This window comes from Brucella sp. NBRC 12950, from assembly GCF_030268145.1.
In the GTDB taxonomy this organism is placed as follows: Bacteria; Pseudomonadota; Alphaproteobacteria; order Rhizobiales; family Rhizobiaceae; genus Brucella.
This window is the reverse complement of the sequence record NZ_BSQC01000021.1, coordinates 20,382-34,060: the sequence shown is the minus strand read 5'-3', so window position 1 is coordinate 34,060 and position 13,679 is coordinate 20,382. Positions and strand designations below refer to the sequence as shown.

Here is a 13,679-nt window from a genome sequence, read left to right as displayed (position 1 = left end):
CAGTTCATTCTGGGGTTACGACGACGGCATCCTGCGGGTTCCAGCCGAGTGTGATTTCTTGATTGAGATGATAAGCGAGCTCGCCAAGGCGGCTTTCAGCTTGCCGGTAGATGAATAGTTCCCGGCCGAGCGCCGGAACATCGATCTGATAGGCAGCATAATTTCCGCGGAACACCGCGCCCACTACCCGGCCATTCAACAGGCCATTGCCATTTGCAACCGGCACGATCCGCTCTGGCCTTATAGAAAGTGTTAGCGGCTGTGATGAGGGATGCCGGGTGGCGAGGGGAATAGTTACACTGTCCTTGCGTCCGCCGATCAAGAGTGATGAGCCGTCAGGGGCTGTCTCCCCCTCGAAAATGTTGGAGGCTCCAAGAAATTCGGCAACGAAACGGCTCTGCGGTTTGTCGTAAATTTCCCCGGGCGTTCCAAGCTGAAGGATGCGCCCCTTGTTCATGACTGCGACTTGGTCGGCCATGGAAAGCGCTTCTTCCTGATCGTGCGTGACGAGAAGAGTGGTAATGCCAAGTCGCGCCTGCATGGCGCGGATTTCAAACTGCATGCTTTCGCGCAAAGATTTATCGAGTGCGCTCAAAGGCTCATCGAGAAGCAGAACTTTTGGATCGACCACCAATGAACGTGCAAGCGCCACGCGCTGCTGTTGACCACCCGAAAGCTGCGAGGGAAAAGCGTCGCCACGACCAGGCAACTGGATGAGATCGAGCATCGATTTAATGCGTTCATCGCGTTCCGCTTTTGCGGCACCCTGCATCTTTAGGCCGAAGCCGATATTTTCTGCGACTGTCCTGTGTGGAAACAGGCTGTAATTCTGAAAAACCATGCCGAGACGGCGCCGGTGAGGCGGAAGATTGGTTACATTGGTTCCGCCAATTTGGATCGTGCCGGAATCCGTGCTTTCAAATCCTGCAACCATGCGTAGCGTGGTTGTCTTGCCGCATCCAGACGGACCGAGTAATGAAACGAGTTTTCCAGCATCGATTGTCAGATCGAGACTTTCGACAGCAATGTTCGAGCCAAAACGCTTCGTAACGGCCTTAAGCACGAGCGCGCTTGCTCCGTCTTGCGAATGCAAACTCATGAGGGATTCTCGCTATTTGCCCTGCTGCCCGTCAGAAAGATCATGTGCATTTCCAGAATAACAATATATTGTAGCGCTACAATCCGCCGTAAGGCTAATTTCGTCAAGGATTAGTTTTCTACAAATACTCTGTCTGAAGGTAGAAAAAACCTTAACAAGTCGCATTGATGAGAATAATTTGTGTGCAAATCCATGAATAACCTTGTTCGCAGCAAAAGTATTATAACGATGCAGTCGGTCGCGCAGGCCGCTGGTGTGTCTCCTATGACCGTATCCAATGCGTTCCGTTACCCTGAACGGGTACTGGAGGAAACTCGGTTGCGCGTGTTTCAGGTCGCGGCGGAACTTGGCTATGTTCCGAATCATTCTGCAGGCATTCTTTCATCCGGGCAAAGTCGGGTCATTGGCGCAGTCATTCCGTCGATGAAGAACTCAAGCTTTTATAAATATGTGCGCGGAATGCAGGATCGCGCCAGCGAAAGCGGCTATGAGTTGGTACTCAAACTTGCGGAAACCAGGCAGGATGAAACAGCTGCGATTCAGACATTCATCGGTCTGCGCGTCGCGGGTATTTCGCTGGTCGGAAATCAGCATTCCGAGGAAGCCATTGATCTTATCAGGAAGACCGAGACACCTGTCGTAGAAGGCTGGGTCACTGACAATGTCCTCGATATGGCGGTTGGTTATTCCATGACAGATGCAACGCGGACAATGGCTTGTCTTCTCATTGAAAGAGGCTGCCATCGTATTGGGTTTGTCGGATATGGTGGCGCATCCGCACGTCGATATAGCGACCGTCTGCCAGCTTTCGAGGAGACTATGGCAGCAGCAGGTCTGGAACATCACCGGGTCTGCATTGTGGATGAGGCAGATGGTTTTGGTGCTGGCCCCAAGGCACTTGAAGTCCTGCGCCGTATCGATCCAGAGATCGATGGTGTGATTTGTCCTACGGATATCGTGGCAGCGGGTGTGATATTCGAATGCACGCGTCTAGGATGGAAAGTACCGGAGCGTCTTGCCGTCACCGGATGGGGTGACTACGAAATCGCATCGGAAATAACGCCAGGCTTATCGACGATCCAACCGAACGCCTACGAAATGGGTGTGAAGAGCATGGCAATGATCGTTGATCGTGTCTCTGGAGTGAGCGCGGCTGAAGCAATCGTTGATATCGGATATGATATCGTGAAGCGCGAGAGTGCATAAAGCATTTGGCCCCAATGCACGATTATGTGTATCTTTGTTCCGGGTGAAGAAGCATCATGCCGTGCCATTCTCTTCTGTGTGTCCGGAGCATTGCCGACAGTCTGATTCTGCGCAACCTGAAGAAAATGTGGACCGAACGCTATATCATCCAGGATTACTCAACAGTGCATAGTTGGTGTTTGTATTTAAGGCCCAACCTGCACAGGGGCTTCATCGCTGAAGAGAGCGCGAAGAATCATTGATTGGTAATCTAAGCGGTGTATGACTGATTGCCGCAGATTGTTCCTATCGACGTGTAATTGTATGCGCAATTCGATACGGATGTGAGAGATCGCAACCAGGCTTTCAAAAGGCTATGCACCTTCTGGTGCGTTGCCACACAACATAAATAACCCCAAACGGTCCAGGTTTCTTGGCTATCGCCGCCGCAAAAAACACCGCTGCTGCACTTCGTTATTTCCGTTTAACGTCTTACCTGCGTTATAAGAGTGATGGATCGAGCTGCAGCTGTCACGAGGGGGGCGTATTTTTCTTCCGCTTCCTCCGGCGTATAGCGACTGCGGGAAACAGCAATATTGATTGCACCATAGGGATGGCCGCGAGCGTCTAGAATGGGTGAGGCGAAGGACAGATCGCCGTGGAAATACTCCTCAAACGCTGTTGCATAGCCTTGAGTTGCGGCTTGTTTGAGCTTTGCGTTCAATTCCTCTCGGTTCCAGGTGGTGTGTGGTGTGTAGGGATGTAAATGCGAACGATCTAACACATCCTTCGCTTCCGTCTCTGATAGTGCTGAGAGAATGGCAATACCGGGTGCCGTACAATAAGCGGGCAGGCGCATGCCGGTGACGACATCATTATTCAAGACGTGACGGCTCATAAAACGTTGCACGAACACGATGTCTGTCCCGTCGAGAACAGTCAAATTAACAGTCTCTTCTGTAGTTTTACTCAAATGTAGTAGGTAGGGCGTGCCGCGCTCCACCAACACGCTGGCGCGGCTGTAGTGGTAGCCGAAGTCCAGTGTCTTTACGCCCAGTTCGAAACGCTTTGTTTCGCTACTTTTCGTCAAGTAGCCAAGTTTGGTCAGCGTATAGGTAAAACGTTGTGCCGCGGAAATGTCTAGCCCCGTCTCTTCCGCGATCTGTGACAGACTGAGTGTCGGCCTGCTGCCATCAAAGGCGCGCATGACACGGAATGCTTTTTCCACTGACTGCACAAGCAATGGATCGCGATCGCCATTTTCGCTTTCATCGATTGATTTTGCTGACTTTTTCGCTTTCCGTACCATCCAAAACCCGCCTGAGATCATCTTGCATCAATAGCAGAATTATCAAGGCATCTGAAAAGATGCTTGACATTGTGATATAACAAAATCACGATAACATAATAGTTATCGCTATGCAATAAAAATATATCGATAAATGCGTAACCCAAGGGAGAACATAATGGATCGCTTTATTCTGACTGAGCGCCGCGGCGAAGTTGGCATCATCACCCTTAATCGTCCGCATATTCTCAACGCCTGGCACAGCGCCATGCGTCGTCAGCTCATCGATGCCTTCGATGCGTTTGAAAGCGATGCCGATATCCGCGCAATCATCCTGACGGGTGCCGGCGATCGCGCGTTCAGTGCCGGTCAGGATCTCAACGAAACCCGCACTTTTGACGCCGAACGCGGCAAAGAGTGGGTTGGCGAATGGGAACGTCTCTATGATCGCATGCGTTCGCTTTCGAAGCCGCTGATTGCTGCGCTCAACGGTGTTGCTGCCGGTTCGGCCTTTCAGGTCGCACTTCTTTGTGACTTCCGCATCGGCCATCCGGCTGTTCGCATGGGACAGCCGGAAATCAATTCCGGTATCGCCAGCACGACGGGCCCCTGGATCATGCGCGAGATTATCGGTCTGGCCCGCACCATAGATCTGACGCTGAGTGGTCGCCTGATGGATTCCGACGAATGCCGTGCCATCGGCATCATCAACCGCATTGTGGACCAGTCGAAGGTTCTGGATGAAGCAATTGCACTCGGACGTGAGCTTGGCGCCAAGCCGCCGGTTGCCATGCGCCTCAACAAGCAGCGTTTCCGCGAAATGACGGAAGCTGGTTTCCGCGATTGTCTGGACGCCGGCTCGCGCATTCAGAAGGAAGCATATGCCTCAGGTGAACCGGCTCGCATGATGGAGCAGTTTCTCGCCGCTCGCGCTGCCCGAAAGGCATCCTGATGCAGCACTGCCCGCCACGCAAATGGTGGCGGGCAGTCGCATGTCCTAATGCATAACTGAATGACCTGCCGGAGGGAAATAATGAAAAACGGGAAGACGATTACACTTCATCGCCGCAATCTGTTGAAGCTCGGAGGCGGGCTCGGGATTGCTCTGGCTGCTCCAGCTATTCTGACGCGTCGTGCATTCGCGGCCGAACCTCTGACCGTCGCTGATCCGGGCGGCCCTTACAGCCCTGGTTATCGCAAAGCCTTTTATGATCCTTTTGAAAAGGCGACCGGCATCAAGGTCATCAACGTAGCGCGCGATGCCGAACCGACAGCGCAGTTTCGCGCTATGGTCGAGACGGGTTCCTATAGTTGGGATATTTGCACGCTGACGCTGTCGGCTCGCGATATTCTTCAGAAGCGCGATTTGCTTGAGCCGATCAATATTGCTGCCGGGGATGTTCCCGGCCTGATGCCGGATTCGCTGACTGATGTCTGGCTTGGTGTCGACGTTTATTCGACGATCATGGCCTATCGCACCGACAAATTTGACGATGCGTCCGCGCCGAAATCCTGGGCGGATTTTTGGAGCGTCGAGAAATTCCCCGGCCGCCGTTCATTGCGCAAAAACCCGATCGATACGCTGGAGCAGGCATTGCTCGCTGACGGTGTTCCGCTCGACAAGCTTTACCCGCTCGATATCGAGCGCGCTTATGCCAGCCTTGAAAAGATCAAGCCGCATGTGGATGTGTGGTGGACGGGCGGTGCACAGTCGAGCCAGCTCATCCAGAGCGGCGAAGTGGACATGATCGCTTTGTGGAACGCACGCGCGCAGGCCGTCATCGACGGTGGCGCTCCCGTGAGAATCGGCTGGAACCAGGGCCTCTATTCCATTGAAGGCTGGGGTATCCCGAAAGGCTCGCCGCGTGCCGACATTGCGCGTCAGTTTGTCAAGTTCTGCACCGATCCGAAGCAACAGGCGCTGTTCACGGATTTCCTCGCTTACGGCCCGACCAACCTGAAGGCCTATGAGCATATTCCGGCAGAACGGGCATCGTCACTGCCGACCTTCGAAGCCAATCTGAAACAGATGAGCATTGCCAGGGAAGACTGGTGGAGCGCCAATCGTTCGGAAATGACTGAGCGCTTCAATGCCTGGATACTGGGCTAAGCTGAACTGAAGGTGACCGACGCGGTCTCCCAGAAGACACAATACGCAAAAACAAAAGGTGGAGCAGCGACCATAATGGCCGCTGGCTCCGGGTTAAAAGGGAACGACATGCTTGCCAAACCCGAACGGGCTCTTCAGCCCAAACTTCTCGTTGACGGACTCTCCAAGCACTACGGTGAAACTACCGCGCTTAAGCCGACGAATATTGCGGTGCAGCAGGGCGAGTTTCTTACACTTCTTGGACCTTCGGGATCAGGCAAGACGACGCTGCTTCAGATGATCAGCGGCCTTGTTCTGCCCACGGAAGGCCGCCTCTTCATCGATGGCAAGGACGAGACCGATACGCCGGTGCATAAGCGCGACATCGGCCTCGTTTTCCAGCATTATGCGTTGTTTCCGCATCTCACTGTCGAAGAAAATATCGCGTTTCCGCTGAAGATGCGCGGCCAGAAATCTGCCGATGTAAAGGCGCAGGTACAGCGCACGCTGGAAATGGTGCAGCTCGGCCATCTGGCTTCGCGGTTTCCACGTGAGCTTTCGGGCGGCCAGCAACAGCGTGTGGCGCTGGCGCGCTGCTTTGTCTACCAGCCCTCCATCATTCTCATGGACGAACCGCTCGGCGCGCTCGACAAGAAGCTGCGCGAACATATGCAGTTTGAAATCAAGCGGCTGCATCGTCAGACCGGCGCGACCGTTGTTTATGTGACGCACGATCAGGAAGAGGCGCTGGCGCTTTCGGACCGGATTTGTCTGATGAACCATGCCATGGTCGAGCAGATCGCGCCGCCGCAGGAAATCTACTCTCGCCCGACAACCGCTTTCGCAGCAGACTTTATCGGCATCTCCAATATTTTCCGTGGCAATATCGAAGCGGGCACCGATGGTTGCAAGCATCTTGTAACCAAGAATGCGAAGCTTCTTCTCGACAAGACATGCACGGTCGATGGCGGCGAAATGGCTCTCGTCGTGCGGCCGGAACATCTGGCGCTCGGAGATACCGGGGTGAACCGTATCAGCGGCCAGGTTGCGGAAGTGGTCTATGCCGGGTCCGAAACGCGTGTGTTGGTTGACGCCGCCGAAGCACGTCTTCTGACGGTGCGTGTGTTGCCGGGACAGCCTATCCCTGCGCTGGGCGAAAACGTTACATTGAGCTGGCAGCCTGAAGCCGCCGTTCTGGTGACGCCATGAGTGTAGCTGCAGTTTCCCCAGCGGGCGCGATGACGCGTTCCCGTTTCCGGTTCGGTCCGCTCTGGCTTGCTCTGCCGGGGCTCGCCTTCCTGATCATCTTCTTCCTTGTGCCCGTTGCGCGCCTGATGGGGCTGAGCTTCGAAAATGCCGATACGGGTGCGATGACGGCGGCGCATTACACGCGAATCTTCGACACGGATGTCTATTTTCGCGTTTTGCTGATTACGTTTCGCATCGCTGCTCTGACCACGCTGTTTTCGCTTCTGTTCGGCTATCCAATCGCCTACTGGCTGTCGCGTCTGCCGGAACGCAAACGCGGTCTCATGATCCTGCTGGTCATGGTGCCGTTCTGGACGAGCTATCTCGTCAAGAGCTTTGCCTGGGTTATTCTGCTCGGTCGCACCGGCGTGATCAATCAGCTCGGCCTCGGCTCCGGCGTCATCGGCTCACCGCTCGAAATGCTGCATAACGAGTTCGGTGTCATGATCGGCATGGTTCATGCCATGATGCCACTGGCTGTATTGACCATGCTGCCGGTTATGAGCGGGATCGATCGCAGGCTGACACAGGCTTCGGGCACGTTGGGTGCGGATTCGGCCAAGAGTTTCTGGCTGATTTATTTCCCATTGTCCTTGCCGGGTGCCGCTGCGGCTGGACTTCTCACCTTCATTTCTTCCCTTGGCTTTTTCATCGTTCCGGCCCTTTTAGGTGGACGCCACCAAACGATGCTTGCGCAGCTAATCATCGTGCAGGTGCAGGAAATTCTGAATTGGGCTTTCGCGGGTGCACTGGCGGCCATGATGCTGGTCGCTGCCCTCGTTACATGCTGGGTCTATGATCGCGTTTTGGGTCTCTCAAGTCTTTCAGGTGATACAGGGGCCGGTCGTAAGGGAAAGTACGGTATTCTGCGAAATATCGGTTTGCGTATTCTGGAAGTCTGTGCGCTTGCGTCAAGCAGTGTTGCAGCCGCTATCCGTACGTTGCTCGGACAAGCCGTCACAAAGCGTCTGCTGGGACTGTATTGCTTTTTGTCCTGCGCATTTCTGATGCTGCCGACGCTGATCGTGATCCCGATTGCGTTCACCAGCTCGCAGTTCCTGGAGTTCCCGCCTCCCGGCTTCAGTCTCGACTGGTTCCGCGCCTATTTCACCTCCGATCTCTGGTTGTCTGCGACCTTGCGCTCTTTCGGTGTGGCCTTTGCAACGGCCATCTTCGCGACGGTCATTGGTGGCTTTGCAGCGCTGGCATTGGCGCGGTCGCGGTCACGCTGGGCCGGGCTGATCTTTGCCTTCTTTCTCGCTCCCATGATCGTTCCCCGCATAGTTATTGCGGTCGGCCTGTTTTATCTGTTCGCCCAGATCGGACTTGTGGCCACCAATACAGGTCTTGTGATCGGCCATACGGTGCTGGCTTTGCCCTTTGCCTTCGTTGCGATTGCGGCAGTCTTGAAAAGCTATGACTGGCGTCTCGATCAGGCCGCAGCAACGCTCGGTGCGAACAAGCTACAAGCGCTGCGTTTCGTGACCGTTCCGCTCATCCGCAGCGGTCTGACGGCGGCGTTTCTCTTCGCCTTTATTACCTCCTTCGACGAACTCACGGTTGCGATCTTTGTCAGTGGCGGCATCAAGACCACTTTGCCCAAACAGATGTGGGACGACATGATCCTCCAGCTCAATCCGACGCTTGCCGCTGTATCGGTCGTCGTTTTCCTCATCGTCACAACGCTTCTTCTGGCGGCGGAAAAACTCCGCCGCTCCTCCTGATCAAAAAGAGTGTGCCTCCCATGACTGTGAAATTTGAAGGCTTCCTCGGAAGCTTCCTGACCAAGGCTGCGCAAAAGCCAGACCAGAACTTTGCCCTATTCAATGGCGAACCGATCAGCTTCGCTGCCATCGTGCGGAAATCGGCAGCCCTTGCCGCGCATCTGCGGACTCTTGGACTGAAGCGCGGCGACCGTGCAGCGGTCATGATGCGTAACTCTGAACTTTCGTTGCCGGTCTTGTTCGGTCTTGCCCGCGCAGGCATAGTTTGGGTGCCGGTCAATGCGCAGCAACGGGGCGAGGGTTTGCGATATATTCTTGAGCATTGCGAACCTGGCGTGGTCATTTGTGATCCTGATGCACATGAAACCATCCGCGAGAGTGGTGCCGAGATACCGGCAGACGCTTTCATTCGGACATCGGGTGAAGGATCGCTACAAGATATCGTTGCCCTGGAAAGTGCAAGCTTTACCGATGATCTGCCCACAGCGAACGATCTTTTCGCCATCATGTACACATCCGGCACAACCGGACGACCAAAGGGCGTGCTTGTTACCCACGGCATGATGCGACTTGCAGGAGAAGCCGTACGGCAACTGACCATGGTGCGGCCGGGCGACGTATTCTTTGTCTGGGAGCCGCTTTATCATATCGGCGGCGCACAGCTCATTGTCCTTCCCGCGCTGGAGGACGTCACACTGGCGATGGTCGACCGTTTCAGCGCCAGCCGTTTCTGGGCTCAGGTTCGCGAATATGGCGCAACGCATATCCATTATCTGGGCGGTATCCTGCAAATATTGCTGAAGCAACCGGAAAGCGCTTCCGATCGGGATCATCCGGTACGGATCGCTTGGGGCGGCGGCTGTCCGAAAGAAGTCTGGCCGCTTTTCCGCGACCGCTTCGGTGTCGATATGCGCGAATGCTACGGCATGACCGAGGCTTCCAGCATCACCACCTGTAATGATAACGGAACCGTAGGTGCAGTTGGCAAGCCAATGCCATGGTTCACGATTGAGCTTCTTGATGAAACCGGCCAGCCGGTGGCTGACGGCGAGAAGGGCGAGATCGTCGTGCGTTCTTCTATCGAAGGCGCCTTGTTTCAGGGTTATTTGCACAATCCCGAAGCGACGGAAAAAACCCTGCGCAAGGGAGCGCTTCATACCGGCGATTCCGGTTCGTTCGATTCGGAGGGTAATCTCTGGTTCCACGGCCGCCTGACGGACAGTGTACGTTGTAAGGGTGAGAATGTTTCCGCATGGGAAGTAGAACATATCGCGGGTGCATATCCATCAGTAGAAGATTGCGCGATTGTCGGCGTTGCTGCCGAATTTGGCGAGCAGGACATAAAGCTGTTCGTCAAGCCGAAATATGGTTGCGAAGTCGACCCGGCTGCGCTTTCGGCGTGGCTGTCGAGCCGTCTAGCACCCTATCAGAATCCACGTTACATTGCCGTGATTGATGAGTTCGAGCGTACGCCGAGCCAGCGCATTATGAAGCATAAACTGTCAAAGGAACTCGGCGATTGTTGGGACCGACATGAGGTAGCACTCGCTCCGAGCGAGTAGCCAAAGGGTAATCGCCTCTCGAATGAGTTGGTAGCATTTCCAGTGCCTTCAAGATGCGATCCGTTTTATCCGGTGAAACCCTCCGGCTAAATCAAACCGCCGGGAATTCCAATCGACTTCAAGCGCTAAATTGCTGGCCTTCGCGAATTTCGCGAAGGCCTGGTAGCGCAAAGATCCTGATATTCTATCAATGTCAGCCCGGTGAAATCCCAGGGGATAATGGTGGAGCGCACTCTCTGCGTCGTGGGCAGCTCGATTTATTAGCCGATGTTTGCGGCCTTAGGCACTTGTTGCCACTGCGTCTGAATGATGCGGCAGTAACAAGCTGGTTGGTTGTGCATCCGGCTCGTCCTGTTGGAGAGGAGTGCTATTCTCGTCAGCCGTCACTTTTTTTGAACAGACAAGCCGCGAGGTGGGCTATGTCTCGATCGTGTGGAATCTTGACTGGCGATCTGCAATCTCGGCCCGGTATAACTGCTGGAAACAAGACACGCATGTTCTTGACTTTGAATCCAAAGCAAAAGCACCTCCTACAAATTTGCCGCGTTAACTCGAGGTTTGGAATTCGCGCGCTCCCAGCCGTCTGATCAGATTTTGCGTCCCGGGCAGGCTGTCTGCCATGGGGTGGGTTGCGGAATGGCGGCTTATGACTAAAATCTCTTCATGATCAGAACTTAGTCCCTCTTTACGTTGGGCAAGCCGCTGCTGATCAGTCGCATTAATTTCGGAGTTCTAGATTGATAGAGATACGCCCCCCGCAACTGGGTGATGATCCGGCAATACAAATCTTGCTTTTGCAGCTTGGGTACGAGGTCGAGCCGAAGCAGTTGCGCGACCGGATGTTTTTGCTCGCGAAAAGTTCGCGTGATCCGATTTTATTGGCGTTAGATGAGACAGGCGTTCTTGGCCTCATCGCCCTCCATGTGACGCCTATGCTATTTTCTCCAGCGCCGGTCGCTAGAGTCACGACGCTTGTCGTCAACGAGCAAGCTCGAGGAAAAGGTATTGGCCGGAAACTTGTAGAAGCAGGCGCTACGCTGGCAAAGAACGCTGGATGTGAGGTCCTGGAATTGACGACGGCACTCCACCGGACTGACGCCCAGGCCTTCTACAAAACAATCGGCTTCACTGCCTCGTCGTTGAGACTGCACTGCGATCTGACCTAAAAGTTGCGGGTCAGGGCACAGGTTTGCCGATGGGAAACTCGATGAGAATTAGGGCGGCTTTCGGCCTATATTTATGTGACCACAGACGACCGAAGTGGGGTCGCAAGTGGTCGTCAAAGTCGCCTAGGATTTACGATTGCCCTCGCTCATCAGCCGTTCAAACTATACTGATCGGAGATTAGTCCCGCGGTTGCTGCACACTATGTCACGCATTCCTGACTCAAAATCTAAATCGGAAGTAAGCCACCGATGTTGAACTCATAGCGAGTTGATGAAGCACATATGACGTTGCCAGCTTTCTAAATCCGGTTTGTGATCTGATGATCGCTGCGCGACGGTTGAATCTTACCGATCGGTATGATTAGCCTTGATGTGGCCTGAATATTCCCGCACAAAAATATGCAAAGGAGAATGCGATTGATTAAATCAGCTGCAGACTTAGGAGCATTGGTTCGCGAAAAGCGAAAGGCTCTCGGATGGACGCAAACAGACCTGGCGGGGAGATCCGGCACGGGAGATCGCTTTATTATCGACCTGGAAAGCGGGAAGTCGACATGCCAACTGGGGAAGGCTCTATTGGTTGCGCGCGAAGTCGGAATTCATCTCGCCGATGCCAATTCGTTTACAGAAAATCGACAAGCGGAAACGGAAGCAGACGACGAGTTGTCATACTTGCCAAAATACTAAACGCCGAGGCCATTTGAAATGACGACATTGTTTTATGAAGATTTTGTGGAGACGCTATCCCAACTTCATCATGGCATTGGTGACGGTATCTGATTACGCTGCTTCCTGTTTCTACAGATTTGCACGAGAGTCAGCGTTCTCGACGGGTTATCAAAGCATATAGACTACGTCTTCTCTAATTAAGGTAGGTCATATGAGAACCTAGTGGCTGCTACTTCCCCAACGACTGAAAATTACACTGGCATTAACTCCACCAAAGCCGAAACCGTTGGATATCGCGTATTCAGCGGCTATCTGGCGTGATTGGTTTGCCACAAAATCTAAGCCACTGGCTTCTGGATCCGGGTTAACTAAGTTGAGGGTCGGTGGTGCGATTTGATCCTTAAGCGCCAGAATTGTAAAAATGGCCTCAAGCCCCCCGGCCGCGCCCAGGAGATGGCCTGTCGCCGATTTCGTCCCGCTGACAGCTATCGCATTGTTAGAGCCAAAAACGCTCTTGATGGCTCTCATTTCGCCCAAATCGCCAACTGATGTCGAGGTAGCATGCGCATTCAGATGGCCGATGTCGCCGGGCATTATTCCAGCCTGTGCAATGGCGATCTCCATGGCTCTGCGTGCACCATTGCCGTCCTCGGGGCCAGAGGTGATATGGTGTGCGTCGGCTGTTGTTCCGTACCCGATGAGTTCTGCAATTGGCGTCGCACCGCGAGCAAGTGCATGGCTGAGTGCTTCAATAACCAGCATGCCCGCTCCTTCGCCCATAACAAATCCGTCGCGAGAGGCATCAAAGGGCCGCGATGCCTTGCCCGGCGTGTCATTGAAGCTGGTCGAAAGAGATCGTGCCGCGGCAAAACCGCCGAGACTAACAGTGTTAATGCAGGCTTCAGTTCCGCCGCAGAGCGCAATGTCTGCTTCATTTGCCCTGATCATTCTGGCAGCATCGCCGATAGCCTGAACGCCTGCAGCGCACGCCGTCACAGGTGCCCCAATGGGGCCCTTAAAGCCAAAACGGATCGACGCTTGCCCAGCTGCGAGGTTGACGAGAAACGACGGAATAGTGAAAGGCGAAAGACGGCGGACACCGCGTTGATCGACGGTACGGACTGCCTCGCTTATCGCGGGAAATCCACCTATGCCGGACGCAATGATCGTCGCGGTCCGTAGTTTCTCGTTATTTGAGGTCGGCTTCCATCTCGCCTGGGCGAGCGCTTCTTCAGCTGCGGCGAGTGCGAAGATGATAAACCTGTCGACCTTGCGTTGGTCCTTGGTAGAGAGGACTGTATCCGGGTCAAAGCCTCCTTCAGTATCATCCGCGATTGAGGGGACTATCCCGCCGATCTTAGACGGAAGATCAGCGACGACATCATCTCCCAGTCGGCGGATTCCGCTCTGTCCTGCAAGTAGACGCGACCAGGAAATATCAGAAGTCGCTCCAAGGGGGCTGACAGCTCCCATTCCTGTTACAACGATCCTACGCATAGGTTTTCCGCCTTTGGTTTCTTTGATTTTCGCATTTTTTCTTACTGCCGGGGGAAGATCGGCCCGGGAGCATGTCATAGAACATGCAGCGTTAGTTCGGGCTGCAAGAGCGCTATTGGAGCGGTATCCGATCTGCAGAGCTACTGCGGCTC

At 54.3% G+C, this 13,679-nt stretch carries 11 protein-coding genes; 8 read left to right on the top strand and 3 right to left on the bottom strand.

All coding sequences use genetic code 11. From position 1 onward, the window contains the following. Nucleotides 1-4 precede the first annotated feature (4 nt). Nucleotides 5-1,099 carry an ABC transporter ATP-binding protein gene (locus QSJ70_RS25205; protein WP_285540683.1) on the bottom strand — a complete coding sequence of 365 codons (1,095 nt, stop codon included), beginning with the start codon at nt 1,097-1,099 and terminating at the stop codon, nt 5-7. Nucleotides 1,100-1,291: 192 nt separating this feature from the next. Here QSJ70_RS25205 and QSJ70_RS25200 point away from each other — a divergent pair, with 192 nt between their 5' ends. Next, a complete protein-coding gene (locus QSJ70_RS25200) occupies nt 1,292-2,305 on the top strand; it encodes a LacI family DNA-binding transcriptional regulator (protein ID WP_285540681.1) in 1,014 nt (337 codons plus the stop codon). Nucleotides 2,306-2,768: 463 nt separating this feature from the next. Here QSJ70_RS25200 and QSJ70_RS25195 read toward each other — a convergent pair whose 3' ends face one another. Then, complete coding sequence (locus QSJ70_RS25195; protein ID WP_285540679.1) at nt 2,769-3,593, bottom strand: IclR family transcriptional regulator; 825 nt, start codon at nt 3,591-3,593, stop codon at nt 2,769-2,771. A gap of 157 nt (nt 3,594-3,750) precedes the next feature. On the opposite strand from QSJ70_RS25195, the gene QSJ70_RS25190 reads away from it, so the two are divergent. The 7 genes from QSJ70_RS25190 (at nt 3,751) to QSJ70_RS25160 (ending at nt 12,048) form a co-directional block, all read left to right on the top strand. Beyond that, complete coding sequence (locus QSJ70_RS25190; RefSeq protein WP_285540677.1) at nt 3,751-4,524, top strand: enoyl-CoA hydratase/isomerase family protein; 774 nt, start codon at nt 3,751-3,753, stop codon at nt 4,522-4,524. A gap of 81 nt (nt 4,525-4,605) precedes the next feature. After that, nucleotides 4,606-5,682, top strand: a complete 1,077-nt coding sequence (locus QSJ70_RS25185) for a polyamine ABC transporter substrate-binding protein (protein ID WP_285540676.1) — start codon at nt 4,606-4,608, stop codon at nt 5,680-5,682. A gap of 108 nt (nt 5,683-5,790) precedes the next feature. Continuing rightward, nucleotides 5,791-6,870: an ABC transporter ATP-binding protein gene (locus QSJ70_RS25180; protein ID WP_285540674.1), complete on the top strand. Its 1,080-nt coding sequence runs from the start codon at nt 5,791-5,793 to the stop codon at nt 6,868-6,870. Continuing rightward, nucleotides 6,867-8,633: an ABC transporter permease subunit gene (locus QSJ70_RS25175; protein WP_285540672.1), complete on the top strand. Its 1,767-nt coding sequence runs from the start codon at nt 6,867-6,869 to the stop codon at nt 8,631-8,633. The genes QSJ70_RS25180 and QSJ70_RS25175 overlap by 4 nt, the downstream gene beginning before the upstream one ends. A 20-nt stretch (nt 8,634-8,653) precedes the next feature. Then, nucleotides 8,654-10,195 carry an AMP-binding protein gene (locus tag QSJ70_RS25170; protein ID WP_285540670.1) on the top strand — a complete coding sequence of 514 codons (1,542 nt, stop codon included), beginning with the start codon at nt 8,654-8,656 and terminating at the stop codon, nt 10,193-10,195. A gap of 737 nt (nt 10,196-10,932) precedes the next feature. Further along, nucleotides 10,933-11,361, top strand: a complete 429-nt coding sequence (locus QSJ70_RS25165; RefSeq protein ID WP_285540668.1) for a GNAT family N-acetyltransferase — start codon at nt 10,933-10,935, stop codon at nt 11,359-11,361. Nucleotides 11,362-11,772: 411 nt separating this feature from the next. Beyond that, nucleotides 11,773-12,048, top strand: coding sequence for a helix-turn-helix domain-containing protein (locus QSJ70_RS25160; protein ID WP_352231026.1), 276 nt, complete (start codon nt 11,773-11,775; stop codon nt 12,046-12,048). Nucleotides 12,049-12,249: 201 nt separating this feature from the next. Here QSJ70_RS25160 and fabF read toward each other — a convergent pair whose 3' ends face one another. After that, nucleotides 12,250-13,527: a beta-ketoacyl-ACP synthase II gene (gene fabF / locus QSJ70_RS25155; protein WP_285540663.1), complete on the bottom strand. Its 1,278-nt coding sequence runs from the start codon at nt 13,525-13,527 to the stop codon at nt 12,250-12,252. Nucleotides 13,528-13,679: the final 152 nt, after the last annotated feature.

What these genes read in the sequence shown, in the direction of transcription:
- QSJ70_RS25160 (WP_352231026.1), top strand. Translation starts at nt 11,773, where the DNA reads ATGCGATTGATTAAATCAGCTGCAGACTTAGGAGCATTGGTTCGCGAA.
- QSJ70_RS25200 (WP_285540681.1), top strand. Translation starts at nt 1,292, where the DNA reads ATGAATAACCTTGTTCGCAGCAAAAGTATTATAACGATGCAGTCGGTC.
- QSJ70_RS25180 (WP_285540674.1), top strand. Translation starts at nt 5,791, where the DNA reads ATGCTTGCCAAACCCGAACGGGCTCTTCAGCCCAAACTTCTCGTTGAC.
- QSJ70_RS25195 (WP_285540679.1), bottom strand. Translation starts at nt 3,593, where the DNA reads ATGGTACGGAAAGCGAAAAAGTCAGCAAAATCAATCGATGAAAGCGAA.
- QSJ70_RS25205 (WP_285540683.1), bottom strand. Translation starts at nt 1,099, where the DNA reads ATGAGTTTGCATTCGCAAGACGGAGCAAGCGCGCTCGTGCTTAAGGCC.
- QSJ70_RS25190 (WP_285540677.1), top strand. Translation starts at nt 3,751, where the DNA reads ATGGATCGCTTTATTCTGACTGAGCGCCGCGGCGAAGTTGGCATCATC.
- QSJ70_RS25185 (WP_285540676.1), top strand. Translation starts at nt 4,606, where the DNA reads ATGAAAAACGGGAAGACGATTACACTTCATCGCCGCAATCTGTTGAAG.
- fabF (WP_285540663.1), bottom strand. Translation starts at nt 13,527, where the DNA reads ATGCGTAGGATCGTTGTAACAGGAATGGGAGCTGTCAGCCCCCTTGGA.
- QSJ70_RS25170 (WP_285540670.1), top strand. Translation starts at nt 8,654, where the DNA reads ATGACTGTGAAATTTGAAGGCTTCCTCGGAAGCTTCCTGACCAAGGCT.
- QSJ70_RS25175 (WP_285540672.1), top strand. Translation starts at nt 6,867, where the DNA reads ATGAGTGTAGCTGCAGTTTCCCCAGCGGGCGCGATGACGCGTTCCCGT.